This is a genomic window from Pseudomonas sp. W22_MBD1_FP4 (assembly GCF_052113765.1).
GTDB classification, from domain to species: domain Bacteria; phylum Pseudomonadota; class Gammaproteobacteria; order Pseudomonadales; family Pseudomonadaceae; genus Aquipseudomonas; species Aquipseudomonas sivasensis.
Genome location: NZ_JBGQOI010000007.1, coordinates 16,564 through 43,332 on the forward strand (window position 1 = coordinate 16,564; position 26,769 = coordinate 43,332).

The 26,769-nt window shown below is 60.2% G+C and carries 23 protein-coding genes and 1 pseudogene; 9 read left to right on the forward strand and 15 right to left on the reverse strand.

The window, feature by feature from the left end; genetic code table 11:
* Positions 1-67: 67 nt before the first annotated feature.
* Positions 68-2,965, forward strand: a complete 2,898-nt coding sequence (locus ACEN2T_RS11070) for an ATP-binding protein (protein ID WP_442116745.1) — start codon at positions 68-70, stop codon at positions 2,963-2,965.
* A gap of 28 nt (positions 2,966-2,993) precedes the next feature.
* On the forward strand, positions 2,994-3,641 hold the full coding sequence (locus ACEN2T_RS11075; RefSeq protein WP_179179350.1) for a response regulator: 648 nt from the start codon (positions 2,994-2,996) through the stop codon (positions 3,639-3,641).
* Positions 3,642-3,646: 5 nt separating this feature from the next.
* Here the strand turns inward: ACEN2T_RS11075 and ACEN2T_RS11080 are convergent, their stop codons facing one another.
* From ACEN2T_RS11080 to ACEN2T_RS11105, 6 genes are all read right to left on the reverse strand, one after another.
* Complete coding sequence (locus tag ACEN2T_RS11080) at positions 3,647-4,135, reverse strand: fimbrial protein (protein WP_442116746.1); 489 nt, start codon at positions 4,133-4,135, stop codon at positions 3,647-3,649.
* Positions 4,132-4,599, reverse strand: coding sequence for a fimbrial protein (locus ACEN2T_RS11085; RefSeq protein ID WP_095184177.1), 468 nt, complete (start codon positions 4,597-4,599; stop codon positions 4,132-4,134). Before ACEN2T_RS11085 ends, ACEN2T_RS11080 begins: the two co-directional genes overlap by 4 nt.
* A gap of 7 nt (positions 4,600-4,606) precedes the next feature.
* Positions 4,607-5,515, reverse strand: a complete 909-nt coding sequence (locus ACEN2T_RS11090) for a fimbrial protein (protein ID WP_442116747.1) — start codon at positions 5,513-5,515, stop codon at positions 4,607-4,609.
* A 3-nt stretch (positions 5,516-5,518) separates the two neighbouring features.
* On the reverse strand, positions 5,519-8,095 hold the full coding sequence (locus ACEN2T_RS11095; protein ID WP_442116748.1) for a fimbria/pilus outer membrane usher protein: 2,577 nt from the start codon (positions 8,093-8,095) through the stop codon (positions 5,519-5,521).
* 41 nt (positions 8,096-8,136) lie between these two features.
* Positions 8,137-8,835 carry a fimbrial biogenesis chaperone gene (locus ACEN2T_RS11100; RefSeq protein ID WP_122822163.1) on the reverse strand — a complete coding sequence of 233 codons (699 nt, stop codon included), beginning with the start codon at positions 8,833-8,835 and terminating at the stop codon, positions 8,137-8,139.
* A 66-nt stretch (positions 8,836-8,901) separates the two neighbouring features.
* Positions 8,902-9,474 (reverse strand): fimbrial protein, encoded by a 573-nt coding sequence (locus ACEN2T_RS11105; RefSeq protein ID WP_032888865.1) that lies wholly within the window; start codon positions 9,472-9,474, stop codon positions 8,902-8,904.
* 437 nt (positions 9,475-9,911) lie between these two features.
* Between ACEN2T_RS11105 and mqo the strand changes: the two genes are divergently transcribed.
* Complete coding sequence (mqo, locus tag ACEN2T_RS11110) at positions 9,912-11,558, forward strand: malate dehydrogenase (quinone) (protein ID WP_032888867.1); 1,647 nt, start codon at positions 9,912-9,914, stop codon at positions 11,556-11,558.
* A gap of 212 nt (positions 11,559-11,770) precedes the next feature.
* Positions 11,771-12,100: a YXWGXW repeat-containing protein gene (locus ACEN2T_RS11115; RefSeq protein ID WP_095184329.1), complete on the forward strand. Its 330-nt coding sequence runs from the start codon at positions 11,771-11,773 to the stop codon at positions 12,098-12,100.
* Between the two features lie 8 nt (positions 12,101-12,108).
* Here the strand turns inward: ACEN2T_RS11115 and ACEN2T_RS11120 are convergent, their stop codons facing one another.
* The 3 genes and pseudogenes from ACEN2T_RS11120 to ACEN2T_RS11130 form a co-directional block, all read right to left on the reverse strand.
* Positions 12,109-12,480, reverse strand: coding sequence for a hypothetical protein (locus ACEN2T_RS11120; RefSeq protein WP_032888869.1), 372 nt, complete (start codon positions 12,478-12,480; stop codon positions 12,109-12,111).
* 194 nt (positions 12,481-12,674) lie between these two features.
* Positions 12,675-14,048, reverse strand: coding sequence for a nucleotide 5'-monophosphate nucleosidase PpnN (ppnN, locus tag ACEN2T_RS11125; protein ID WP_032888871.1), 1,374 nt, complete (start codon positions 14,046-14,048; stop codon positions 12,675-12,677).
* A 148-nt stretch (positions 14,049-14,196) separates the two neighbouring features.
* Positions 14,197-14,295, reverse strand: a pseudogene (locus ACEN2T_RS11130) (aspartyl/asparaginyl beta-hydroxylase domain-containing protein); the annotation flags it as partial.
* A 192-nt stretch (positions 14,296-14,487) separates the two neighbouring features.
* Here ACEN2T_RS11130 and fabV point away from each other — a divergent pair.
* Entirely contained in the window at positions 14,488-15,684 is a 1,197-nt protein-coding gene (fabV, locus tag ACEN2T_RS11135; protein ID WP_032889283.1) for an enoyl-ACP reductase FabV, read from the forward strand.
* A gap of 63 nt (positions 15,685-15,747) precedes the next feature.
* On the opposite strand, the gene ACEN2T_RS11140 is transcribed toward fabV, so the two are convergent.
* Positions 15,748-16,917, reverse strand: coding sequence for an anthrax toxin-like adenylyl cyclase domain-containing protein (locus ACEN2T_RS11140; protein ID WP_442116749.1), 1,170 nt, complete (start codon positions 16,915-16,917; stop codon positions 15,748-15,750).
* A gap of 304 nt (positions 16,918-17,221) precedes the next feature.
* On the opposite strand from ACEN2T_RS11140, the gene ACEN2T_RS11145 reads away from it, so the two are divergent.
* The gene (locus ACEN2T_RS11145) at positions 17,222-17,845 is read left to right on the forward strand and encodes an HAD family hydrolase (protein ID WP_095184180.1); all 624 of its coding nucleotides are present in this window, start codon (positions 17,222-17,224) and stop codon (positions 17,843-17,845) included.
* On the opposite strand, the gene ACEN2T_RS11150 is transcribed toward ACEN2T_RS11145, so the two are convergent.
* A complete protein-coding gene (locus tag ACEN2T_RS11150) occupies positions 17,842-18,747 on the reverse strand; it encodes a LysR family transcriptional regulator (RefSeq protein WP_095184181.1) in 906 nt (301 codons plus the stop codon). The genes ACEN2T_RS11145 and ACEN2T_RS11150 overlap by 4 nt on opposite strands.
* A 96-nt stretch (positions 18,748-18,843) precedes the next feature.
* Between ACEN2T_RS11150 and ACEN2T_RS11155 the strand changes: the two genes are divergently transcribed.
* The gene (locus tag ACEN2T_RS11155; protein WP_339480596.1) at positions 18,844-20,022 is read left to right on the forward strand and encodes an acetylornithine transaminase; all 1,179 of its coding nucleotides are present in this window, start codon (positions 18,844-18,846) and stop codon (positions 20,020-20,022) included.
* On the opposite strand, the gene punR is transcribed toward ACEN2T_RS11155, so the two are convergent.
* On the reverse strand, positions 19,994-20,917 hold the full coding sequence (gene punR / locus ACEN2T_RS11160) for a DNA-binding transcriptional activator PunR (RefSeq protein WP_095184183.1): 924 nt from the start codon (positions 20,915-20,917) through the stop codon (positions 19,994-19,996). The two genes, ACEN2T_RS11155 and punR, sit on opposite strands and share 29 nt — an antisense overlap.
* Before the next feature lie 122 nt (positions 20,918-21,039).
* On the opposite strand from punR, the gene punC reads away from it, so the two are divergent.
* Positions 21,040-22,218 carry a purine nucleoside transporter PunC gene (gene punC, locus ACEN2T_RS11165; protein ID WP_032888880.1) on the forward strand — a complete coding sequence of 393 codons (1,179 nt, stop codon included), beginning with the start codon at positions 21,040-21,042 and terminating at the stop codon, positions 22,216-22,218.
* Between the two features lie 67 nt (positions 22,219-22,285).
* Here punC and ACEN2T_RS11170 read toward each other — a convergent pair whose 3' ends face one another.
* The gene (locus ACEN2T_RS11170) at positions 22,286-23,119 is read right to left on the reverse strand and encodes a nucleoside-binding protein (protein ID WP_442116750.1); all 834 of its coding nucleotides are present in this window, start codon (positions 23,117-23,119) and stop codon (positions 22,286-22,288) included.
* A 157-nt stretch (positions 23,120-23,276) separates the two neighbouring features.
* On the opposite strand from ACEN2T_RS11170, the gene ACEN2T_RS11175 reads away from it, so the two are divergent.
* On the forward strand, positions 23,277-24,779 hold the full coding sequence (locus ACEN2T_RS11175) for a nucleobase:cation symporter-2 family protein (protein ID WP_442116751.1): 1,503 nt from the start codon (positions 23,277-23,279) through the stop codon (positions 24,777-24,779).
* Positions 24,780-24,879: 100 nt separating this feature from the next.
* On the opposite strand, the gene ACEN2T_RS11180 is transcribed toward ACEN2T_RS11175, so the two are convergent.
* Positions 24,880-25,812 (reverse strand): proline iminopeptidase-family hydrolase, encoded by a 933-nt coding sequence (locus ACEN2T_RS11180; RefSeq protein WP_032888886.1) that lies wholly within the window; start codon positions 25,810-25,812, stop codon positions 24,880-24,882.
* 92 nt (positions 25,813-25,904) lie between these two features.
* Positions 25,905-26,669, reverse strand: a complete 765-nt coding sequence (locus tag ACEN2T_RS11185) for a LuxR family transcriptional regulator (RefSeq protein ID WP_032888888.1) — start codon at positions 26,667-26,669, stop codon at positions 25,905-25,907.
* Positions 26,670-26,769: the final 100 nt, after the last annotated feature.

Sequence of the window (26,769 nt, forward strand, 5' to 3'; positions counted from 1 at the left end):
TTATCGGTCAATGCCGGATGAAGCATAGGCCCTACGTCCTGATTCCAGGCTTTTCGCGGTACTGACGATGAAACATGCAAGTCTGCGCCTGGACAAGCTGGCGCAAAGCTCTCAACGCCTGAACAAAGCCCTGTTGTTGCTCACCGGGCTCGCCTTGCTGCTGTCCAGCAGTTGCTATTGGGCAGTGTCGCGTTTGTTGGAAGCCGAACAGGAAAAGATCCAGTTTCACTTTGCCCGTGTGGTGGAAATCATCCATGAGCATGAGGCGTTTCTGCGCAATGTGGCCAGCGGCTACAGCCAGCGCAACTCGGCGCCGTTGCCGGCGGTGCAATCGACGTCGGTGGTGGAGGTGCAGCGCGACGCAGGGCAGGTGGTGTTGCAGGCCAAGGGGTTTGCGCTCTCGCTGCCGTTCACCTTGTCCCACGATCCCGGCTTATCGGCGGATGACACACGGCGCGCGCTGGCATTTGGCGTGCAATTGACCGACTACTATGGCGGCTATTGGGCTAGCTCGTTTTATGCATCGCCACAGCTGTTCGTGCTCACCCCTGACAACCTCACCAGCCTAGCTGTGCCCGGCATTGGCGGCCTACGCCAGCATCAGCCGTTATTGCCCGGACAGTACCGCGAGGTGGTCGGGCGCTTGCATGAATTGCAACAGCGCCAGGCCGCCTTGCTCAATGACAGCCGCGTGCGCTGGATGCGCGCGCCGTCGCAGCTGTATCACGACAGCCGCAGCGTGGTCGCCATGATCGGTCTTGATGTGCCCGGCGCTGTGTTGCCGGCTGCTCAAGGCCAGGGCTTGCTGGCCTTGGTGGCGGTGGTGGATACGTCCCAGGTCGATGAGTTCGAGCGGGTGTTGCGACTGTCGGTCTACAACCAGTTCACCCTGATCGCGCCCGAGGGCGACGTGTTGCTCGGCAGCCTCGGCGACGAACAGATGGCGCCGATGGGCTTGAGCTTCAGCCGCCAGGGCTTGCGCTTCAAGATGACCAGCGCGGGCGGTGAACGCTGGACCGGCTTGTACGCCATCACCTATCAGGACTTCCTGCGCTACGCCAAATGGCCGCTGCTCGGTCTCGGCCTCACATTCCTCGCCGCCATGCTGCTCGGCTGGTGGATCAATCATTGGTACAAGACGCGCATCGTCAGCCCGGCGCAGCGCGCTCAGGAGCGGCTGTTCGAGAGCGAAGCGTTCAACCGCATCATGCTCCACAACGCCCCGGCCGGGCTGTGCGTGGTGCGGCGCAGCGACACGCAACTGCTGCTGGAGAACCAGCGCGCCCTGCAATTGGGCGGCACCGCGTCCTTGCTGGCGGTACTCAAGGCCAACGACGGCGCCGACACCCCCGGCGAAATGTGCCTGGCGGTGGACGGCCGTTATTTGCAGGTTGTGGTGGTGGCCGCGCGCTACGAGGGCGACGACGTATTTCTTTGCGGCTGCAACGACATCACGCGGCATGTGGACGAAGCCCAATTACTGAACCAGGCCCGTCAGGAAGCCACCGCCGCCAACGAGGCCAAGACGGTGTTCCTCGCGACCATGAGCCATGAGATCCGCACACCCTTATATGGCGTGCTGGGCAATCTGGAGCTGATGGCCCTGACCGACATGAGCGAGCGCCAGCGTCAGTACCTGGAAATCATCCAGGGCTCGTCCACTGTGCTGTTCCAGTTGATCAGCAACGTGCTCGACGTGTCGAAGATCGAGTCCGGGCAAATGGCGGTGGAGGCGGCTGCCTTCGACCCCCATCAACTGGTGGACGAGTCGGTGCTGGCGTTCACCGCCACGGCGCGCAACAAAGGCTTGCAGATCGACGCCGAGATCGACCCGCAGGTGCCACAGCAACTGCGCGGCGATGCCGGGCGCATTCGGCAGATCCTGCACAACCTGTTGGGCAATGCGATCAAGTTCACCGACTCCGGCCGCGTGCGTTTGCGCCTCACCGTGCAACAGCTGTTCGAGCAGGAAGTCGCCTTGCAATGGCAAGTCACCGACACCGGCGTGGGCATTCCGGAAAAGGCCGTGGAACAGCTCTTCAAACCGTTCTACCAAGTGGCCGGCGGCCAGGATGGCAATGGCGCGGGCCTTGGGCTGTCGATCTGCTCGCGCCTCAGTGAATTGATGGGCGGCAGCATGCGCGTGGTCAGCGAACCGGGCCTTGGCAGCAGTTTTTCGCTGTTCATTACCTTGCCGATTCTCACTTCTGTGCCCTCAGCCATCAGCCCGGCGCTGGCCTCGCCCTGTCTGGATGCGCCGTGCCTGAACGTGCGGGTGCTGGTGGCCGAAGACAACCCAGTCAGCCAGGCGGTATTGCAGGAGCAGCTCGAAGCCCTCGGCGCCCAGGCCACCGTGGCGCGGGACGGCGAGCATGCGTTGCAGATCTGGGGCTCGCAGCCTTTTGACCTGGTGATCACCGACATCAACATGCCACGCCTCAATGGTTACGATCTGGCCCGCGCCTTGCGCGAACAGGGCGTGCAGGTGCCGATTATCGGCGTCACCGCCAATGCGTTGCGCGAGGAAGGCGAACGCTGCCTCGCGGTGGGCATGAATGCCTGGGTGGTCAAACCGCTGAGCCTGAGCATGTTGCGCCAGGCGTTGATGGCGCACTGCAGGCGCGCCACGGCCCTAACGACACCGGCGCCGGACCGCGACCGCGAAGGCTGGATCGAGCTGTCGCCGTCCATGCGCAAACTGATGGGCGAGACCCTGCTGGTCGACGTGCAACTCATTGAACAGGGCCTGGACGCCGGCGACTCTGATCGGGTGCGCCAACGCCTGCACAGCCTCAACGGCGCGCTGGCCAGCGTGCGCGCCGGGCTGTTGTCCAACGCCTGTCAGACATGGGAAAACACCCTCTACGATGGCCCGTTGGACAGCCATGCCACCACGCAGATCCGTGTGTTGTGCGCGCGCTTGACGGCCGTCGCGCAGTGCCTGCTGGCCGAGTCATCCACCTGATGAACGCCCCCTACAAGAGAGCTGAACCATGCGAGACATGAACGTCGTCATAGCCGATGACCATCCCATCGTGTTGGTGGGCGTGCGCGAAATCGTGCAGCGCGACACCCGCTACCGCCTGGTGGGCGAGGCGGTCAGTTCGACGCAGTTGATCGAGCAGTTGCGCAGCCATCGGCCGCAAGTGCTGATCACCGATTTCAACATGCCCGGCGATGATACTTATGGCGACGGCCTGAAGTTGATCGAGTACATCCTGCGCCACTTCCCCGAGACCCAAGTGTTGGTGCTGACCATGATCTCCAACAGCCTGATCCTCACGCGTTTGCAGGAGTTGGGCGTGGCCGGCGTGATCCAGAAGAACCACCTGCACGGTGAAATCGAGAAAGCCCTGGGCGCCATCAGTGCTCAGCGCAGTTACCGGGCGCCGATGCCGGCGGCGACGTCGGTGGTGGGCAACGGGTTTCAGGTGCAGGAGCGGTTCCAGAGCTTGTCGCCACGGGAGATGGAGGTGCTGCGTTTATTCGTCACAGGGATGAGTGTCAGCGACATTGCCAGGCAATTGAGCCGCAGCAACAAGACCGTCAGCGCACAGAAAATCTCGGCCATGCGCAAGCTGGATGTGGACAGTGATCAGGCGCTGCTGACCTATTGCATCGAGGCCCGGCAGTTTCAGTAGGGGGGTTAGCGGTACGTCATCTGCATCAACAGCGTTGCGCTGTAGCTGCCCGCTTCGGGCAGTTCGCCCACGGTCACCGGCTTGACTCGTAGGGTCAGTTCCAATAGTTCTTTTTCCACCGTCCAGTTGCTGGTTTCTCCCAGACTGAAATCGGCCGTCGCGCTTTTATTCCACAACCCCAGGCGCAGTCCCAGACCAGCGCGATTGGTGAGCAGGGTCTGCTTGTCAGCGCTGCCCAACCCCGCTGAAAACGTCAGGCTCACCTGGCTGTCAGCTTGGCAATCGAAGATCAGCGGTACGTCGGTAGCGGCGACGCTGTCATCGACCAACTGGTTGAGGTTGGCGTCACCCAGTTTCAACTGTTGCGAGGTGGGAAAACGTGGTGTGCAGGGCGGCGCGATCAGCTTGCCGCTGACATCGATCTTCGCCTCATCCGCCGGTTGCGCAACCGCCGTGCCGGTCACCGCCAGCAGTATCCAGATAAGCGCTTTCATAGGTAGTTGATGGTCATGACGATCGACGAGGTGAACGCGCCCGGCGTCAGGGTGCCTTGTGCGATCAGCTTCGCCTTGAGGCTGATGTCGACGTTGCCGCTCAGGTTGCTGTAGGCCTTGGCGGTGCCTTTGAGGTTGGCCACCGTATTGTCTGCCCACAACAGCGAAACGCCGAGGTTGTCGGCCGTGGTCTTGGCCACGGTGTCGGTGTGCGTGCCTTTGCTGGAAGCGAAGCTTACGTTCAGCGATGAGCCAGCCGGGCAGGTCATTTTCACGGGAACCGCTACGGTATCGGTGGTGGCGACCTGGTCGGTGCGCACATTACCGAATGCTGCCGTGAGGGAGGTGCCAGAAGTCAGTACGCAGGGCGGTCGGGTGAGGGTGCCGCTTACGGTGATATTCACGGTGTCGGCGGCCTGGGCGGCAGTGCCGAGCAGTACCAGGGCGAGCAATGACGTTTTCATGAAAGCCTCATTGGTAATTGATGTTCAGGGTGTATTGGCTCTGGAACGCACCGGCAGGCGATTTCCCAGCCTCCAGTTGCGGCTTGAAACTCAAATTCACGTTGTTGCTGCCGGCCCTCAGTAGCATCGCGCGCGGGCTGGTAAAAACCACCGGGTTGCCGCTGTCGGTCCAGATAGCCTGCATGTTCAGCCCCGCAAGCGTGGTGCGTGATACTCCGGTATTGGCGTTGACCACTGACTGGCTCGGCGTCAAGGTCACGTTGGCGCGCATCGACGACGGGCAATTGAGTGACACGCTGGTCGACTGCGAAACGGCGCTGAGATTAGCGCTGCTGATAGTGCCGAATTTCAAGTTGACGGCACTGGGTGAGCTCAATGTGCAACTGACGGCGGCGACGTTGTAGACGAACGTTATAGGGTGTATCCATTCTGCATAGTTCGGGTAGCCAATAGAGGTCACACCCAGTTTGACTTCTGCCACACGCCTGCCAGGTGTGCTAGGGGCGGTGCCCCCTATGTAGTAGGTGTAAGAGACTTTGCCGCCTACCGCAATCCGCCCACACTTCCCGCCGAGGCAGGAAGACCCGTAGTTACCCAGCGGCAACTGGGACATGTAGGTATTGTTGTAATAGTCTATGCCGTACAGGGTCGCGGGGTTGCTCCCGCCGCTGTTTGTGATTTGCAGAGTTGGATAGGCCCCATTGGGAAACGTGCGTTTTGCCGTGCACGTGCCACTGAACGGCACACTCATCTCGGCGCCGGCCGCAAAGGTGTAGCCACTCATATTCGACCCCGATACATTGCAATCCCAGCTGCCACCGATCAAAGCCTGGGCGTCCAGCGGCAACATCCAACCCAGCACCAGCAGGGTTAAGCACTTGCTCCAGCAAGCGGCGAGGTGATTTTTAAGGTTCATGACTTACGAATCCTTGGCACCCGACCCACCGGCCGCGCGCTCACATTGAATGTTCAGTTGTGTAATCCCACCCTCGGCAGGCCCTTTATCGTCCAGTTTCAATTCGCGGCTGCACCACGGCTGGTTATCCACGCTGATCAACAGGCGTGACTGCGCCGGTACGCCGCTCAGGTACGCACGGCCCTTGTCGGCCACCAGTGTGCTACCCAAAGAGCGCCCATCCGGGGCGAACAGTTCGGCCTTGGCGGCAAACGGTGCCGCTTCGCCGCGTGCATCGATGATGCGGAACAGAATGCGTTGGCCTTTGCGGGTCTCGAAGTCCGCCAGCACAAAGGCACCGCGATTTGGCGTGACCTCCTGCACCAGTTGGGCGATGTCGACGTCAGCCGGCATCGACTGGGTGTCCAGCGACATACGGTTCTTGCGGTAGGGCAGGGCAGACGGCACCACCGTGTAGCCATTGGCATTGGTGCGCACACCCCGCTTGTTGGCGATTCCCACGTCTGCGGCGCCGGGTGTGGCCACGATCACGTTGGTTTCGCCCAGAGGCTGACTGAAAATCAGATTGCGGTCATAGGCGACCACCGAGCCCTCGATGCCCATGTCCAGTTGCCGGCTACCGGAGGTCTCGTTATAGCCGCCGTGCACGATGGCGTTGGGTGCGTCATAGCGCGCGGCAAACGTGCTGCCCATCACGCGGTCATTAGCGTTGACTTGCTGCGACACGCCAGCGCTGTAGGCCAGAGTGTCGTCCTCCAGCGCATTGCCGCTCAACGTCGCCGTGCGCGAGGCCGTGCCCCGCGCGCTCTGGTTCGCGTTGACCGATACACGCTGGTTGCGTGTACCGCCCAGCGGCATGCTGATGCTCAGGGACAGCGTGCGGTCATTGCTGCTGTCCCCTTTGTTAGCGCTCAAGCCGAGTGTGTAGGAAATGTCCCCGACGCTGGCGCTGTAGCCCAGTTGAATCGAGGTGTCGGCATTGCTCTTGTCCCAGTAGTTGGTTTTCGTCACGTTGGCATACACACCGCCGTAGCCGCCCAGTTGCTGGGACACGTTGGCGGTGAAGTTGCTCTTCATATGGCCGCTGCGGTACATCTCCAGCGACTGCTCGTTGGTGCGGCTGTTGAGCGCCTCGTTGAACGAGTAGTAGCCGCCGGTGGAATAGCGATAACCGATCAGGCTGAAGTTGGTGTCGGTGGCCGCCAGGGCTTTGGAGTAGCGAAAGCGAAACGACTGGCCGCTGGCGGTGGTTTTTGCCGGGCCCATGGCTTCGCTGCGCGCGTGGGTCATGTCCACTGAAATCGCACCGAAACCGGCGAAGTCGTGGGCGAACCCTAGCAGGCCGGCGCTGTACTGATCACTCAGCAGGCTGCCGCCGAACAGCGTGGTGCCGCCGGCCAGGCCACGCCGCAGGGACGCCTGGATAAAACGTGGGGTGTCCTGCTGCGTGGTCGCTTGCGCCGGGCGGTACTGGCCGGCGAATACCGAGTAGCTCTGTTGGCCCTCACGCAGCATGTAAGGCACCGACGAAAACGACTGGGTAAACACCTGACGCTGGCCATCGGGGCCTTCCACGGTGACTTCAATGTCGCCATTGCTGGCGGTGGGGTACAGGTCGGTCAACGCGAACGGCCCCGAGGGCACCCACTGCTCATGGATCACGTAACCGCGTTGGCGGATGATCACCCGCGAGCGGCCGTTGGCGATGCCACGAATCACTGGCGCGAATTGGCGGGCCTGGTCCGGCAGCATGTCCATGTCCGAGGCAATGCCCAGCCCGCGATAGGGGATGGCGTCGAACAGGTCACTTTCGGTGGTGGAGTCGCCCACGGTGGCAATCGCCATCATGTTGCCCATGTTGCGCTGGGCGTAGGTTTCCATCGACTCCCAACGTCCGGTGTCGCCTGTGCCTTTCTGCCAAGTGGAGAAATTGCGCAGCCGCCAGGCTCCGGCGTTTATACCGCTGCGCAGGCTGCCGAACTGGTCTTGGCGGCTGCCGGTGTCGGACTCCACCGTACTCCCGGAAAAGCTGTAGTTGGTGAACGCCACTTGCTCGCCGTCACTCCACTGCCGGCGGCGTACTTCAAACGGGATGCTGCCCAAGTACGCTTGGGGAATCTCAATCGACAACACTTGGCGGTTGAAGTCGTAGTCGTAGACCATCCCGGCCAGGCCCTGGTCGAACGCGATGCAGGTAGCGTCGGCGTCGCTGCGGTTTTGCAGGGCGGTATCGGCAACCCCTTGGCTACGAAAAAAGTCGGTATCCAGGCACGGGAAAAGCCCGGTGGAGGAGCGGTCCGACGTACCGCTGGCGCGAATAAAGCGTACATCGCGCTGCTCGACCGAATGCTCATTGACCAACACGTCTACCCGGTAAATCCCCGGCAACTGGCCTTCGCTCATGGCGCTGACCTGTTGTTTCACGGCGGCCGAACTCTGCCCGCCGCCGATCTCAAGGAACGACGCATCGAACTCGTAGCCAGCCTGTGCAGGGGCCAAATGCAAGGCCAAGGCCGCCGCGATCGGGCAGCCGAAAGCCTTCATGGCGCAACGGCGCATGAATGGGAGTGAACGGGGCATGGGCGTTCCTGAAATGGCGTTTCGAGGTTGGCGCTTGGGTATCAGTGAAGGCGGACGACGGGGGCGGTCACGACGCTGCCGTAGTCATCGATGTAGCTCATTTGCACTTCATCACCGGGCTTGGCCTGGATCGCTAGTTCCTGCTGTTGGCCGGGGCGCAGCACATCCGGTGCCTGGGTGATCGGCTGGCCGTTGAGCTTCAGCTCGCTGACCACAACATGAAATTTGGACGTGTTGTTGAACATCAGCGCGCCGGCATTGGCCTTCCAGTTCACTTGCGTCACCGCGTCCTTGAGTTCGCCTTTAAGGCCGGCGGGGCGGTAGAACAGCTTGATGGTGGTCTTGAGGGCGATCTGCAGCACGTTCTTGCCTTTCTGGTCGTCACTCATGGCCGGGATCGCCTTGACGTTCATCAGGAACAGGCTTTCACGGTCTTGTGGCACATCGGCGCCACCGGCAAAGATCACACGCAGGATGTTTTCCTTATTGGCGTCGAGCCGGAACAGCGGCGGGGTGACGATAAAGCTGTCGACGCTTTCTTCGCTGGTGCCGCCGAAACGGCTGACCCAGGACTGCACCAGGTAAGGCGAGGTGTCTTCGCGGTTGCTCACATTTAGATTGGCTTCGTTGGAGGCGCCGTTGTAGATCAGGCGCGTGGCGCCTACGGTCACGGCGGCGTCCGCTGCTGCGACATGCCAGAGCGGTAAGAGCGCGAGCAAAAAATACAGTTTCAAACGCATGAGGGGAGACCTTTAAAAGTCCGTAGGCCGGCGCGGCGGCGCCAGGCCCACGGTGTTGACGAGCAATTACTTGTAGGTAACGTCGAAGCTGGCCAGGGCGTTGACTTGACCGGTGCCGATGCCGGACGTGGTCACTGCATCGTCGCCCGTGCCCGTAGTCACATCGGCGGCGGTGCGCACATAGGCGGCGGTGAAGTTGAAGGTGTTGGACATCGCTCGCAGGTCGTAGTCGGCGGTCGCGGTATTCAGTGGAACCGCGTTTCCGGTACGCGCGTCAGCGATCTTGATCGCGATACCTGTGACCTGGTTTTCACCGGTCAGGCCCAGCAGGGTGGAGTCGCTGGCGTCTTCCTGGCCGCTGAAGGTAATCGCGACGTTTTTCTTGGTCGCGGTGCTGCAGTTGTCCAGGCTGATCGAGAACGCTTTCGGCTTGGCGGTGGCGCCCACCGTTTTCCCGAAGTCAGCGATGCGCACCGGATCGAGTGTCACGGACTTGCTCTCGTCGCCGGTTTTGATGGTGCACGCGTTGTCGGTCACGGAACCGGTGAATTGGATCTGCCCGTCCGCAGCCTGTGCGGTACCGGCCAGCAGCCAGCAAGCGCCGCATGCGAGAGTGATTTGGCTCAGTTTGTTCAGCATTGCAATGCCCTTTACGAGATGGATGGTTGTCTGCTTACCCCCCTTGGGTAAGCCAATCCATAGTGCAATGCTGGGATTTGGAGGCACATGAGACAGATCTTAAAAGCTGGCCTACTGATGGCCGTTCGACCGGTGAGTCCATATCCGACGCCGGGCGTGATATTCTGCGCGCCGTCTTGGTCTAGTCTTTCCTTGGTACGTACATCCGTATACGTCCCAGCGGTTGACTGTCGCCCAGGTTGCTGAAGCCAATAAAGATAAAAAGTCAGCGCAGAAGGGACATAAAAGTGAGGTCGATACGTCGGCTTTGTGTGCCCACCCTGTGGCCTTCGTGTGAGTGTGCAAACCCCGCGGTACGTTGCCTGGCGTAGCGTGATTGAGGGTTGCCCATGATCAGGGGCAGTGGGGCGGATGGCGTTTTATCATAGGTGCTACTGATGTTTAAAAAAGTAAACACTGCCCTGCTGGGGCTGGCTTTGTCGCTGGGGATCACGTCCGTTCATGCGGAAGAGGCAAAGAAAGTCGATGTGCTGCTGATCGGCGGCGGCATCATGAGTGCAACCCTCGGTGTCTGGCTTAACGAGCTGGAACCGGACTGGTCGATGGAAATGGTCGAGCGCCTCGACGGCGTGGCCGAAGAAAGCTCCAACGGCTGGAACAACGCCGGTACCGGTCACTCGGCCCTGGCCGAGCTGAACTACACCCCGGAAGACAAGAACGGCAACGTTGAGATCCCGAAAGCGGTCGAGATCAACGAAGCGTTCCAGATCTCCCGTCAGTTCTGGTCCTGGCAGGTCCAGCAGGGCGTGCTGAAGAACCCGCGTTCGTTCATCAACACCACTCCGCACATGAGCTTTGTGTGGGGCGATGACAACATCAAGTTCCTCAAGAAGCGCTACGAAGCCCTCAAAGCGAGCCCGCTGTTCGCCGGCATGCAGTACTCCGAAGACCCGGCGCAGATCGCCAAATGGGTTCCGCTGATGATGGAAGGGCGTGACCCGAACCAGAAAATCGCGGCCACCTGGAGCCCGCTGGGTACCGACATGAACTTCGGCGAGATCACCCGCCAGTTCGTTGCTCACCTGCAAACCACGCCTAAGTTCGACCTGAAACTGTCGAGCGAAGTGCAGGACATCACCAAGAACGCCGACGGTTCGTGGCGTGTCAGCTACAAAAACCTGAAAGATGGCACCAAGACTGAAACCGACGCCAAGTTCGTGTTCATCGGCGCCGGCGGCGGTGCACTGCACCTGCTGCAAAAGTCGGGCATTCCTGAAGCCAAGGAATACGCTGGCTTCCCGGTGGGTGGTTCGTTCCTCGTGACCGATAACCCAACCGTTGCCGAGCAGCACCTGGCCAAGGCCTACGGTAAGGCTTCGGTTGGCGCGCCACCGATGTCGGTTCCGCACCTGGACACCCGCGTGCTGGATGGCAAGCGCGTAATTCTGTTTGGCCCATTTGCCACCTTCTCGACCAAGTTCCTGAAAGAAGGCTCGTACCTGGACCTGCTGACCAGCACCACCACCCACAACATCTGGCCAATGACCAAAGTCGGTATTCGTGAATACCCACTGGTTGAGTACCTTGCTGGCCAACTGATGCTGTCCGATGACGACCGCTTCAAGGCGCTGCAAGAGTACTTCCCGAACGCCAAGCAATCCGACTGGCGCCTGTGGCAAGCCGGTCAGCGCGTGCAGATCATCAAGCGTGACGAAGAGCAGGGCGGCGTCCTGAAACTCGGTACCGAAGTGGTCAGCTCCGCCGACAACACCATCGCAGGCCTGCTGGGTGCATCGCCAGGCGCGTCCACCGCGGCTCCGATCATGCTGACCGTGCTGCAGAAAGTGTTCAAGGACAAGGTGGCTACTCCGGCCTGGCAGGAAAAGCTGCATCAGATCGTGCCAAGCTACGGCACCAAGCTGAACGACAGTCCTGAAGCCGTTGCCAAGGAATGGGCCTACACCGCCAATATCCTGCAACTGCCTACACCGCCGGTGATCCCTGCAATGGCTGCTCCCAAGGCGACCGAGGCTGCGAAGCCTGCGGCTGAGCCGAGCAAGCCGGCGTCTGATCTGGCGCTGTAAAAACAGGTAGGGCGCTGATTCAGGTCCAACTGTAAAAAAGCCCGCTGAACCGGTGACGGTCAGCGGGCTTTTTCATGGCCGTGAGAACAGTTCAGCAATCCGACAGACATCACCTGTTAAAAAAGTACCCAGGCCTTAGCAGGAGCGTGGCTCAAACACGGGGGCATTTTTTACTGGTGCAAGTGTTGGGCGTCAGCGCCCGAGGGGGTTATATGTTGCTACGTTACGCAGCATTGGCGGCCATGGTCGTTGCGGCATCCGGGTGTGTGCAAGAGCGTGTCGTGCATGAGCGTCGACCGCCACAACGTGAGTATGTCGAGGTGGTTGCGCCGCAACCGCCACCGGTGCAGGTGATCGAGGTCGAGCCTGCGGTACGCGAAGGTTACATATGGTCGCGTGGTTACTGGCGCTGGGAAGGTGGGCGCTATGTTGCGGTACACGGCCATTGGGAGCCTGTGCGCCAGGGCTATCGTTATGTGCATCCGCATTGGGTGCAGCGCAATGATGGATACCACTGGCAGGTTGGTGGGTGGATTCGCTGAGCTTCGTCCTAAGAGGGCTTTTTCGTACCCAAGAGCCTGACTTCCCGTAACAGCGCGGCGCCGAGTTGATCGGTGCCCAGCTCCTTGTAACCCACGGCTTTAACCTCACCGTTCTCTTCCGCCTGGATGATGATCACCGGTGTTTCCTTGCCGGTGGCTTCGTCGACGTGCATCGCGTACTGGGGAATATCCAGCTTGATCGGTGTACCCGCTGCCTTGCCCTTCACGTTGATCAGAAACGCCGCGCAGCCAGTGTCGACATCTGTACTGGTGGCCGAACGGCCGCTGACGAAGCAGGTTTTCGGTAGCTCAGGCCAGGCGATATCGGCCAGGGCGAGGGACGGCGACAAGGCCAGGGCAGCAAGAAGAAACGAGCGCACGTGGGGCTTTCTCTCGATTAGGGGCAGAGGTGGTTTTTACCAAAGCCTGCCCTTCGCCGCAACGCGCGGGTTCAGGTCAGGCGCTTGATGCCCGCCGCCTTGACCGCACTGAGGTCAAAGGTGGCGGTGTGTTCACAACCTTGCCGACGGGCCAAGGCGATAAAAACGATGACCGACCGGCCAGCCCCTTTATCTCACTGCACTACGCGATAACAAGGCACGTACGCCGCACCGCCCGGCAATTTCATGCGGTGCTGGGCGACGAACGCCTGCAGCAGCTCATCCAGCGGCTTCATGATGGCCGGGTCGCCGTGGATCTCGTACGGCCCATGCTCCTCGATCAGGCGGATGCCTTTGTCCTTCACGTTGCCGGCCACGATCCCCGAGAAGGCACGGCGCAGGTTGGCCGCCAGTTCGTGGGGTGGAAGTGCGTGGCTCAGTTGCAGGCCGGCCATGTTTTCGTGGGTCGGGTCGAACGGGCGCTGGAAGCCTTCGTCGATTTTCAGCAGCCAGTTGAAGTGGAACGCGTCGTTGCGTTCGCGGCGGAATTGTTTCACCGCCTTGAGGCCGACGGTCATTTGGCGGGCCACTTCGGCCGGGTCGTCGATGATGATCTGGTAGTGCGCCTGCGCTGCTTCGCCCAGGGTGGCACCGACGAAGGCATGCAGTTGCTGCAAGTACGGCGCAGCCTGTTTCGGCCCGGTGAGAATGACCGGGAAGGGCACGTCGCGGTTGTCCGGGTGCATCAGGATGCCAAGCAGGTACAGGAACTCTTCAGCCGTGCCGGCACCGCCTGGGAAGATGATGATGCCGTGGCCGACACGCACAAAGGCCTCCAGGCGTTTTTCGATGTCCGGCAGGATCACCAGCTCGTTGACGATCGGGTTCGGCGCTTCGGCGGCGATGATGCCCGGCTCGGTCAGGCCCAGGTAGCGGCCGCCGGTGATGCGTTGCTTGGCGTGGGAAATGGTCGCGCCCTTCATCGGGCCTTTCATCACGCCGGGGCCGCAACCGGTGCATACGTCGAGGCTGCGCAGGCCCAGTTCGTGGCCGACTTTCTTGGTGTATTTGTATTCTTCGGTATTGATCGAGTGCCCACCCCAGCACACCACGATCTTCGGTTCCACGCCCGGGCGCAGCGTGCGGGCGTTGCGCAACAGATGGAACACGTAGTCGGTGATGCCTTGGGAGTTGCTCAGGTCGATGCGCTGGCTGTCCAGTTCGTTCTCGGTGTAGACGATGTCGCGCAGTGCGCTGAACAACATCTCACGGGTACTGGCGATCATTTCTCCATCGACAAACGCGTCGGCAGGCGCGTTCAACAGTTCCAGGCGCACGCCACGGTCCTGCTGGTGGATGCGCACTTCAAAGTCTTTGTAGGCGTCGAGGATGGTCTTGGCGTTATCGATATGCGCGCCGGTGTTGAGGATCGCCAGGGCGCACTGGCGGAACAGGGTGTAGATACTGCCGGTACCGGCTTCGCTCAGTTGCTGGACTTCACGTTGGGACAGGGTTTCGAGGCTGCCCTTGGGGCTGACGGAGGCATTGATGACTTGGCGTTGGGGCATTCTGATTCCTTGAAAACACAGCCACCGCACCCGACGAGGCGCGATAGCTTGAGAATGGTGGGCGCCGTAAACGGTCGCACGAGCCGAATATTTACCTCAGGCGCGGGGCCCAGCGCAAATACCGTCCACCCCCATCATGCCGCAGAACTTACCGAATCAGCTTCCAGTTTTTGTAGAAAACCCGACGCAGGGTAACGGCCATCCCGCAAAACCCTGCGATCACGGCGTTGAGCAGCGACGGCATCACCGCAAAGGCGTGCGACCTTGTGCAGGCTTTACATCGTTTTCAAGCCTTGCCAGCCTTGTGTGGATTGAATTTTGTAAACGGAAGATTTACGTCTATCGTGACGCTTCGGTTTTTCAGGCGTCATAGACCGGTACGATTGAAGTTGAATGGCCACCATTGGCCTTCGGCACCTTGGAAGAGGCAGAAATTTTTATGATCATCAAACCGCGGGTTCGTGGCTTTATCTGTGTGACCGCTCACCCTGTTGGCTGTGAAGCGAACGTCAAAGAGCAGATCGACTACGTCACTAAAAACGGCGTCATCGAAGGCGGCCCCAAGAAGGTGCTGGTCCTCGGCGCTTCCACCGGCTACGGCCTGGCCGCGCGTATCAGTGCTGCGTTTGGCTGCGGCGCCGACACCCTGGGCGTGTTTTTTGAGAAAGAAGGCGAAGAAGGCAAGCTCAGCTCCGCTGGCTGGTACAACAGTGCTGCGTTCGAGAAGTTTGCCGTCGAAAAAGGCCTGTACGCCAAGAGCATCAACGGCGACGCGTTCTCTGACGAGATCAAGCGCCTGACCATCGAAACCATCAAGAAAGACCTGGGCAAGATCGACCTCGTGGTCTACAGCCTGGCGGCGCCACGCCGTACCGATCCTAAAACCGGTGAAGTCTATAACTCCACCCTCAAGCCAATCGGCAAGGCTGTGACCCTGCGCGGTATCAATACCGACAAAGGCGTTGTGGTCGACACCACCCTTGAGCCTGCAACCCAGGAAGAAATCGATGGCACCGTGAATGTCATGGGTGGCGCCGACTGGCAGCTGTGGATCGACGCCCTGCGTGATGCGGACGTGTTGGCCGAAGGTGCCAAGACCACCGCGTTCACCTACCTCGGCGAGAAGCTGACCCAGGATATCTACTGGAACGGCTCCATCGGCGAAGCCAAGAAAGACCTCGACAAGAAAGTCTTGACCCTTCGCGACAACCTGGCCGCACTGAAGGGCGACGCCCGCGTGTCGGTGCTCAAGGCCGTGGTGACCCAGGCCAGTTCGGCGATCCCGATCATGCCGTTGTACTTGTCGCTGCTGTTCCGCGTGATGAAAGAGCAGGGCACCCACGAAGGCTGCATCGAGCAGGTCTACGGTCTGTTCAAGGACAGCCTGTACGGCAGCGAGCCGAAACTCGACGCCGACGGCCGCCTGCGTGCCGATCTGGCTGAGTTGGAGCCTAAGGTCCAGGACGCCGTTGCGGCACTGTGGGATCAGGTTACTGACGAAAACGTCAACGAGATCAGCGATTTTGCCGGCTACAAGGCGGAGTTCCTGCGCTTGTTCGGCTTTGAAGTCGATGGCGTGGACTACGACGCTGACGTGAACCCGACCGTGAAGATCAACGGTCTGGTCCAGGCGTAAATGATGTGATTGACAGCGGTCTTGATAACCGGGTTATCAGGCCGCTGTCAGCTCTTTCTTGATTCAAGAAAGACGGTTTTTTGCCAGGGTAAAGTCGGACCGCCTGACAGTGGTCACGTCTTTCTCCCAGAGTGGATTCAGCGGTACGTGATAACCGCTGTCCTTGGCGGTCTTTATCAGTTCTGCCATTTCCCTACTGTCGCGGATGATGCTGATTTCATTGAATCGGCCCAGTTTTGCCGGCAGGAAAAACGTCGCCGGGTAATTGTCGGCCACTTCCGTTGCCGGGCTGCCCGAGTCCGCATTGTGATGAACCACGCGCTCTCCCTCGCCTATCAACGTTTGATTGATGAGTTCTATCATCTGCTCTATTCGCGGTGTCGCATTGCCGAGGTGGGGATCTTCTTTCTGGTAGAAGTGCGCCGCACTTTCAAAGTCTGCGCGTAGCTCTTTCGGAACCTGCTTGTAGCGCTCAACTCGATCCCTGAAGACACGGTGGGCCACGTCCGGCACGGGGAGTTTGTCCTGTGGACCAAAGTCGCTGATGTGGGGCGCGATCATGTGCAGGTCGTAATCGGCGGTCAACGGTTTGCCTTCTGATTGCTTGGCCAGCACTTCGAGGGGCTTGCCCTGATGAGTGATGAGGTAGCTGTCACTTGAAGGCGACGTGCGATGGCCTTCGAATGTATACGACTGTTGACTGGGCCCGCAGGCGCTCAACTGCAATATGCCGTCAGGTCCATGGGCTGCCAGTTGGGTTATCTGGCCGAGCTTGAGCAGCTCATCAATGCGCTGGCCCGAGAGTTTCAGAGGGGTTGCAACTGCATGGCCTTCCTGGATGCACGCCTGGATTTGCTCATTGGCCTTGGCCACTTTGGCCGGCGTTTTTTCAGCAAATTGCTCAAGCTTGCTGAGCGCCTGATCCGTACAGATAAAACCTGCCTGGGGGCCCCAGTTGGCGCTTTTCCCTTTGATATGGAAGTCCTTGGTGGGGTGCCCGGCTTCTATCAGGCCTGTTGCCACAGTTTCGACCGGGCGTACGCCAATGATGGAGTTGGTGGTTACCGCGATGCCTTGCAACGGGGCAAGATGGCTCGTCACGATGCCTGTTTGGTTTTTTACTTGGCCGACCAGATCGGCTGCGGGATCATTCGCGCCCTGGGCACGGTAGCTTTGCAGCGCATGAAGGCTGTGCGCGCAAGGGGAAATCACTGAGGAAATCATGCCTGTCATTGAAGTTTCTCCACGTATGTCTACTGCGAAGTTGAACGATTCCCTCCAAACGCCAGCTCCTTGAATTTTCCGACCGACACTAAGGTGAAAGCGCCCTCAATCGCAGAGAACGAGTGTGACTGTCTGTGTGAAGTTGAACTCGCACAAGTCAGTTAAAACCGCGTACTGCACGGGAGCTCCGCTGTTTCCCATCGCCGGGCCTGGTCGAATTCTCAGAGCGTTCCTACTCGCTCTTACATGCTCTTGCAGGTCGCAGGCATGCCAGACTGTGATGGTTATGTCGTTTCACACACGGGAGGACCCCATGACGATTCGCGCAGTAGTGTTTGATTTCGGCGGTGTGTTGTTCGATTGGAACCCGCAACACCTGTACCGCAAGCTGATTGCCGATGATGATGAGCGGCAATGGTTTCTCGAGAATATCTGCACCCAGGCCTGGAACACCGAGCAGGACGCGGGTCGGCCGCTGGCCGAAGCCACGCACGTCCTGATCAATCAATTCCCGCACCACAAAACCCTGATCACGGCGTACTACGACCGCTGGCATGAAATGCTGCGTGGCCCGTTGCCCGAAGGCGTGGCGATTCTCAGGGCGCTGCATGCAGCCAACATGCCCTTGTTTGGGCTTACCAACTGGTCAGCCGAAACCTTTCCCTATGCCCGTGCCCACTATCCATTCCTGCAGTGTTTTCGCGACATTGTGGTGTCTGGCGAGTTGAAGCTGATCAAGCCCGATCCGGCGATCTACCACGCCAGCCTTAGTCAAGTTCGTGCCCATTTGCCGGATATCCAGCCAGGAGAAGTCGTATTTATCGATGATGTTGCCGGCAATATCGACGCGGCCATCGCCCTCGGCTGGCAAGGCATTCACCATGTGTCAGCCGAACAGACGGCGGCTCGGCTGAGGGAGTTGGGTGTGGGCTTCTAGCGCGCCCATTTCTCCATGGCGAAATCGACAAAGGCGCGCAGCTTTGGCAGGCGATAGCGGTCCTGGCCATACAGCAAGTGCATGGGACGGCTGGGCAGTTGGTAAGTGGTTAGCAACGCCACCAGCTTGCCGCTCTGCAGGTCGGGCTGTACCAGGGCGTCGGGCAGCATGACGATGCCCATGCCTTGCACTGCCGCCTGGCGCAGGGCTTGGGAGCTGTTGATGGTCAGCGAACCGGACACCGGGATCTCCACTTCGCCCTCTGCGCCTGTCATGCGCCAGAGCTTGTCGGCATTGCGCCAGTCGTCGGTGGATGGGTAGGCGAAGGCCAGGCAGTCGTGGTGCTGCAGGTCTACAGGCGTCTGTGGCGTGCCACGCCGTTCCAGGTATTGCGGTGAGGCGCACAGGGTGATGGTGTAGTCCTGCATGGGGCGGGCGATCAGGCTCGACGGCTCCAGTTCGCCCAGGCGGATCGCCACGTCAAAGCCGCTGTCGACCATGTCCATACGCTGATTGCTGAGCACCACGTACAGTTTGATCAGCGGGTAGCGTTGCGAGAATTCGCTCAAGGCCGGCGCCAGGCGTTCGGTGCCGAAGGCGGGTGGCGCGGTGATGCGCAGGGTGCCTTTGGGAACGTCACTGTGGGCCTGTTCTGCCAATTGTTCGGAGTCGGCGACCAGTCCCAGCACTTCCAGGCAGCGCTGGTAATACTGGCCACCGAATTCCGTCAGGCTCTGCTTGCGCGTGGTGCGCTTGAGCAGGCTGACGCCCAGGCGTTGCTCCAAGGCGCGCAAATGGTTACCGACCATGGTGGTCGACATCCCACAGGCCTGTGCCGCAGCGGTCATGCTGCCGGTTTCCACCACTTTCACGTACACCGACATTGCCTGGAACAGGTCCATTATCAATCCCTGATTTAAAGTCATTGCAGGAAAGCACAGTTTATCCAGCTGAGGTGGCTAACGATACTTCCATCACCACAACCGGAGCCTGCCACCATGACCGCCGCCTGCCTGATGACCACCTACCAACCCTTGGCCTTGAGTTTTACCCGTGGCCTGGGCACACGCCTATGGGATCAGCAGGGCCGTGAATACCTGGACGCGGTAGCGGGTGTGGCGGTGACCAATGTCGGCCACTCCCACCCGAAACTGGTGACGGCTATCAGCGAGCAAGCTGGCCTGTTGCTGCATACCTCCAACCTCTACAGCATTGATTGGCAGCAACGGCTGGCCCAGCGCTTGACGCAACTGTCCGGCCTGGACCGCGTTTTTTTCAACAACTCCGGCGCCGAAGCCAACGAGACCGCGCTGAAACTGGCGCGGTTGCATGGTTGGAAAAAAGGCATCGAAGAGCCGTTGGTGGTGGTCATGGAGAATGCTTTCCACGGCCGCACGCTTGGCACCATGGCCGCCAGTGACGGACCGTCGGTGCGCCTTGGTTTTCAGCGCTTGCCGGGGGATTTTCTCAAGGTCCGGTTTGGTGATCTGGCGGCCATCGAAGCGCTCACCAAAACGTTTGGTACGCGGATCGCGGCGGTCTTGCTGGAGCCGATCCAGGGCGAAAGCGGCGTGCTGCCGGCGCCGCCGGGTTACCTGCAAGCGCTGCGCGATCACTGCACGCGCCACGGTTGGCTGATGATGCTGGATGAAATCCAGACCGGCATCGGCCGTACCGGCGCCTGGTTTGCTTTCCAGCATGAAGGCATCCTGCCGGACGTGATGACCTTGGCCAAAGGCCTGGGAAACGGTGTGCCCATCGGCGCCTGCCTTGCAAGGGCGGCGGTAGCCCAGTTATTCACGCCGGGCAGCCACGGCAGCACTTTCGGCGGTAACCCGCTGGCGTGTCGGGTGGGCTGCACCGTGTTGGACATTATCGAAGAGCAAGGCCTGTTGCAGAACGCTGCGCAGCAGGGCGAGCGCTTGCTGGCGCGGTTGCGGATGGAATTGGACGAACACCCGCAGGTAATGGCGATTCGCGGGCAAGGCTTGATGATCGGCATCGAGCTGACCAGCCCTTACCGCGAACTGGCCCAGCGCGCTGCCCAGGAGCATGGGCTACTGATCAATGTGACGCGGGGTAAGGTCATTCGCCTGTTGCCGCCGTTGACCCTGGATGCCAAGGAGGTCGAAATGATCGTGCGAGCCATCACCCGTTTATTGGATCAGGCCCATTGAGCCATTCCTGGTTCATTGTCTCTTTATCCCCCAGATACTCCAGCAACCACGCCATGGCCGGGGACAGTTTGTTCTGTGCCCAGGCCACGCACGACGGGCTGGCGGGGAAGGGCCGGGTCAATTGCAGCGCCACCAGTTCACCGCGTTCGATCCACGGCAACACCTGATGCGCTGGCGCCATGCCGACGCACAGACCATCACGCAGGCAATCGATGGCGGACGCCCAGTTCGGCACCACCAGCCGACGTTGGTTATCCAGCGTCCAGGTGTCGCGCTTGGGGAGGTTGCGTGAAGTGTCGGTCATGCACAGTGATGCGAACGGGCGCAGTTGGTCATCGCTGAGCAGCCCTTGCACCGCCGCCAGTGGATGCTTGGCGCTGACCACACACAACCAGTTCAACAACCCCATGTCGCGAAAGGTGAAGTGACTGGCCACCGGCACCGCGCTGGTGGCGCCGATCACAATGTCGGTGCGCTCATCGGCCAGGGCGTCCCACACGCCGTTGTACACCTCGTATTCCAGCAACAATTCCACCTCGGGGAACTGTCGATAAAAATCCAGCACCAACTGCCGGCAACGCTGGGGTTTGACGATGGAGTCCACGGCCACCTTCAACTGACCACTCCAACCGTTCGCCACTTGCTGACACAGACGCCGCGTGCCGAGCATCTTTTTCATCACGCCTCGGGCTTCGTCTATAAATAGACGGCCCGCCGGGGTCAGCTCTACGTCGCGATGGCGCCGCACAAACAGTGGCACTGCCAACCATTCTTCCAGTTGACGCACCGTGTAGCTGATGGCCGACGGCACGCGGTGCAATTCCTGGGCGGCAGCGCTGAAACTGCCATGGCGTGCCACCGCATCGACTACATCCAGGGAGTATTCAGACCACATGGTGACTGCCTTCAAAATTATTGATAAGAGTGTCCAATTATTATCGCTTCACACAAAATCTGTCAGCCTCATAATGGCCGCCAGTCAGCAAATAGTTTGATGGCAAGATCTACAAGGCTTCAATGAAAAATTCTTTTGGTTTTACCTGGTACCTGGCGGGGCTGAGCATGCTCGGTTATCTGGCCATGGATATGTACTTGCCGGCGTTCGGCGCCATGGGCGAGCAGTTGCAGATTGGCGCTGGCGCGGTGGGGGCCAGCTTGAGTATTTTCCTCGCCGGCTTTGCGCTGGGGCAGTTGCTGTGGGGCCCGTTGTCCGATCGCCTGGGGCGCAAGCCGATCTTGCTCGCAGGCTTGAGTCTGTTTGTGCTGGGCTGCGCCGGAATGTTCTGGGTCGAGACCGCGTCGCAGTTGCTGGCCTTGCGCTTTATGCAGGCCATTGGCGTGTGCTCCGCTGCTGTGAGCTGGCAGGCGCTGGTCATCGATCGCTACCCGGCCGACAAGGCTCACCGGGTGTTCGCCAGCATCATGCCGCTGATGTCGCTGTCGCCTGCCCTGGCGCCGCTGTTGGGCGCGATGGTGCTGAACCACTTCGGTTGGCAGGCGATCTTTGGGGTCTTACTGGGCGTATCACTGCTGTTGCTGCTGCCGACCTTATTCCTGCGCAGCGTGCCGAAACGGCAGGCAGAAACTCCGACACGCCTCGGTTATGGGCAGTTGCTCACTTCCCGGGTGTTCACCGGCAACGTGATGATCTTCGCTGCCTGCTCCGCCAGTTTCTTTGCCTGGCTGACGGCTTCGCCGTTCATCCTTGGCGACATGGGCTACAGCCCGAATGACATCGGCCTGAGTTACGTGTTGCCGACACTGGCGTTTCTGGTGGGCGGCTACAGCTGCCGCAGCGCCTTGCAGCGTTTCCAGGGCAAGACGCTGTTGCCTTGGTTACTGGCGGCCTACTGCATCAGCATGGTGGCGCTGTATCTGGTTGCGACCATGACCGTGCCGACCCTCACCACCTTGCTGATTCCGTTCTGTCTGATGGCGTTGGTCAACGGTGCGAGTTATCCGATCGTGGTGGCGAATGCACTGATGCCGTTTGCGGAAAATTCCGGCAAGGCGGCCGCGTTGCAAAACACCTTGCAACTGGGCCTGTGTTTTCTCAGCAGCCTGCTGGTGTCTTCGATGATCGACCAACCGCTGCTGATCACCGTGATCGTGATGCTGGCGACCGCGCCACTTGCGGTGTTGGGCTACTGGCTGGCGCGGCCGAAGCACACCGCTTCGAAGCTGTCGCGCGTTTAGGCTGACAGTGCGGTCACTGTGAGAGGGGGCAAGCCCCTCCCACATTTTGACTCGGCTGGGTCAGTGGCTAAAACGTGATCTCCATATTCACCGTCGGTGTTGACGTGCGGCTACCCCGGCCGCCGTCCACACCGAATTTGTTGTGCCAGTACTCGTAACCCACGCCGAGGTACAGGTTCGGCTTTACGCTCTTACCCGGTCGTACCGCCACCATCAACGCGGTGCGCATCAAGGCTTCCGGCGCAGTGTCACGGCCATGGTAGTCCTCGCCTTTTTCCCCGACGTAATTGATAAAACCCTGGAATTTTGCCGCGTGGTTGGCGATTTCGAATGGGCGCATCCAAGTCAGGTTAAGCATGTAGGTGTCGTCGAAGGCGTGGTTCGACTCCTGCGCGCCGGGGATGCCGGTGTGATTCTTTTCCTTGTAGTACATCAGGCTCAGGTCCAGCACGCCCACGGTGTTGAACTTCAAGGTCGGGCCGAGCACCAGCGCACGCTTTTTGGCCGAGGCGAAGTTGTTGTTGCGGTTGGCATCAAAGCCCAAGGTCAGCGCGTAATCCTTGATCAGCCCGGTGCCCAGCGGCACATCAAATACGCGTGAGGCGTACAGCTGGTGCCGGTACACGGCGTACACCTCGCTGCCACCGTGATCAGTGCCCTTGCGCGGGTCGCGGCTGTCGGACAGGAACACGTCCAGGTTCAGGAAATTGCTGCCGTATTGGTAGCCGCTGGCGTGGGTGAAGCTGTAGATGCGCTTGCTGAATTCATCGGGGTTGTTCGGGTTGGTGAACTGCTGGCCGTAGCGAAAGCCTACGCTGTTGTTCATCCATTCCACCGCGACAGCCTCCCCGCCGCCGAGAAGGGTGAGTGCAACGGTGGCGCCCTGTAATACCTTTTTCATGGTCCTGGTCCTTTGGCGTTCTGGCTCATCACGGCCGGATTGTTTTTGTAACGCCGGCGGAGGGTATCTTGTTCGATTGATTGTATACAACTCTATGGACATATAGTCCTAACATTGCATACAGTGGCCGCACAACAAAAACAGAGAACCCCTCACCATGACTATCCCGAAGGCGTCACCGCAGCGGCCAGAAGATGAGAATCTCGGCGTCGCCGCCAACATGGCTTACGGCCTGCAGCATGTGCTCACCATGTACGGCGGCATCGTCGCGGTACCGTTGATCGTCGGTCAGGCGGCCGGGTTGTCACCGGCAGATATTGGTCTGCTGATCGCCGCGTCGCTGTTCGCTGGTGGCTTGGCCACCCTGTTGCAAACCCTTGGCGTGCCGTTCTTTGGCTGTCAGTTGCCGCTGGTGCAGGGCGTGTCATTTGCCGGTGTGGCAACCATGGTGGCGATTGTCGGCAGCGACGGCGCTGGCGGGGTGCCGGCGATTCTTGGGGCGGTGATGGCCGCGTCGTTTATCGGGCTACTGATCACGCCCGTGTTCTCGCGGATTACCAAGTTCTTCCCGCCATTGGTGACTGGCATCGTGATCACCACCATCGGCCTGACGCTGATGCCCGTGGCGGCGCGCTGGGCCATGGGGGGTAACAGCCGCGCCGCGGATTTCGGCAGCATGCCCAATATCGGCCTGGCGGCGTTGACCTTGGTATTGGTGCTGCTATTGAGCAAGATTGGCAGCGCAACCATCTCGCGCCTGTCGATCCTGCTGGCGATGGTCATCGGCACGGTGATTGCGGTGTTCCTCGGCATGGCGGACTTTTCCGGCGTGACCCAGGGCCCGATGTTTGGTTTCCCTACGCCCTTCCATTTCGGCATGCCGACCTTCCACATCGCGGCGATCATTTCCATGTGCATCGTGGTAATGGTGACCCTGGTGGAAACCTCGGCCGACATCTTGGCCGTGGGCGAAATCATCGACACCAAAGTCGACTCTAAACGCCTCGGTAATGGCCTGCGCGCCGACATGCTGTCGAGTATGTTCGCGCCGATCTTCGGTTCGTTCACCCAGAGTGCGTTCGCCCAGAACGTCGGCCTGGTGGCGGTGACCGGGGTGAAGAGTCGCTTCGTGGTTGCCACCGGTGGCCTGTTCCTGGTGATCCTTGGCCTGCTGCCATTTATGGGGCGGGTGATCGCCGCGGTGCCCACCTCGGTGCTGGGCGGTGCCGGGATTGTGCTGTTCGGCACCGTGGCGGCCAGTGGTATTCGCACCCTGTCGAAAGTGGATTACCGCAACAACATGAACCTGATCATCGTCGCCACCTCCATCGGTTTTGGCATGATTCCGATTGCAGCGCCGAGTTTCTACGATCAATTCCCTAGCTGGTTTGCGACCATTTTCCACTCGGGCATCAGCTCGTCGGCGATCATGGCGATCCTGCTGAACCTGGCGTTTAACCACTTCACGGCGGGCAATTCGGATCAGCAGTCGGTGTTCGTAGCGGGGACCGAGCGCAGTTTGTGCTTCCACGATGTCGCGGCGCTGCGGGATGGAGATTACTTCAGGGGCGGCAAGTTGTTTGATGCCGAGGGCAAGGAGATTCCGCTGGTAGCGGAGGTGCCCAGGAAAACGGCGCAGCCTGAAACCACAGAGGTCTGAAAATGTGGGAGGGGGCTTGCTCCCGATAGCAGGGTGTCACCCACAGTAGTCGTGGCTGACCCAGCGCTATCGGGAGCAAGCCCCCTCCCACATTTGGAACTCAACCAGCCTTGCGGACGGGGTGCGGCACTGAACAGGCCTCATCCAAAAACTTCACCACGGTCCCCATGCAGGCCTGGCGTTCTTCTACGTGGGGCATGTGGCTGGAGTCTTCGAACAGCGCCCAGCGTACATCCGCGATCTCATCCAGAAACGGCTTGACCACCAGTGGGGTGGCCTCGTCATGTCGGCCCGAGATCACCAGGGTCGGCACCTTGATCGCCGAGAGGCGGCCAATGGATTTCCAGTCCTTCAGACTGCCGATCACGTGGAACTCGGTCGGGCCGCTCATGGCGTGATAAACCGTAGGGTCTGAATCGACCTGGGCGAAAGTGCGCGCCACTTCCTCCGGCCAGGGGTTCACGCGGCATACGTGCTGGTCATAGAACACCCGCGAGGCGGCGAGGTATTCCGGGTCCTGATAGGTGCCAGCGGCTTCGTGCTTGAGCAGGGTTTCGTGCACGCCTTCCGGCAGCAATTGGCGCAGGCGATTGGCCTCGCTGACCCAAGTGCGCATGCAGGTCGGGGAGTTGGCCGGGATGAACGCGCGCAAACCCTTGGGTTGCAAGATTGCATGTTCACTGCCGAGCATGCCGCCCCAGGACTGGCCGAGGATCGCGTAGTTGTCGCTGATCTGCAGGTGATCCAGCAGGTTATCCAGTTCCTTGAGGAACAAGTCGACGGTCCAGAAGGACGGATCTTTCTCAGGCAAATGCGTGGAGCGGCCATTGCCCAGTTGGTCGTAGTGGATGACCGCGTGGCCGCTGGCTGCGACGTCCTTGAAGGCGTCGACATAATCATGGGTACAGCCGGGGCCGCCGTGGATGACGACCAGTGGTGTACGGCCGCTGGACAGGTCGCCAGTGACGCGATACCAGGTCTGGTAGGCGCCAAAGGCCGCATACCCTTCGCGAATTTTTTCGATGAATTCCATTTCGTACCCTGCTCTGAAAAAAGGCTCAGGGACACGATAGTCTGCGCGCGAAATTTAGGTAACTAGCAAAACAGCTAGGTTTTGCCGATGGATCAGTCTTCCAGCAGGCGGTAATGGGTAGCCCGAACCACCGCCTGGACTCGGTTTTTGGCGCCCAGCTTGTGCATCGCCGAAGCCAGGTGCAGCGTGACCACCGCCAGCGAACGGCTCAACTGCGTGGCGATTTCAGCAGCGGTCAGGCCTTCGGCGGCCCATTTCAGGCACTCGCGTTCGCGTTTGGTCAGGTGAATATGGGGGTAGGTGCGCAGTTCCTTGCTGAACAGCGGGTAGGCTGCTTCCTGCAACGCATGGGAAATCACACTGAAATCGGACAAAGTTTGCTGCGCGTCCTGCAACACCGTGTGCGCGCTACCGATACGCAGGCCGGTCAGCGAAGCAAAGCCACCACGGGGCAGGTGGATCGGTACGCTGACGCCGCAGGTCAGCTGCTGGTCATGCAGGTAGGATGAAACCGGCGCGTGGCACGGATCGATGATTTTTTGCAGTGGGGTGTCGGCCTTGGCTTCGTAGGACCATACGAAAGGCGATACCGTGCTCAGGGCCAGGTGTTGCACCGGGTCGATCTGGTAAAACCCTTTGCTGCACCATAATGCGTGCCAGTCGGGTGGCGTATTGCGCAGTTCCAGCACCGAGGGGGTGATCAAAGCGCCGTCCTGGTCGATCGGCACGGGGGAGTAGTCGTACACCAGCGCATCGAAGCCTAACTGTTGAGCGAGGATAAACGCGTTGTCCATCTGCTCATCCAGGCTCCTGCCCGGCATCAGACGATTGTTGAAGGCAGTCAGCTTGGTCAGCATCCGTTCTGCTCCCGAATTCATTTGAATCTCGACATGCGGCAAGTAGAATGCCACGCCCCGGCGAAGGACTGCCAGGCCAAACCTATAAGAACTACTAGGT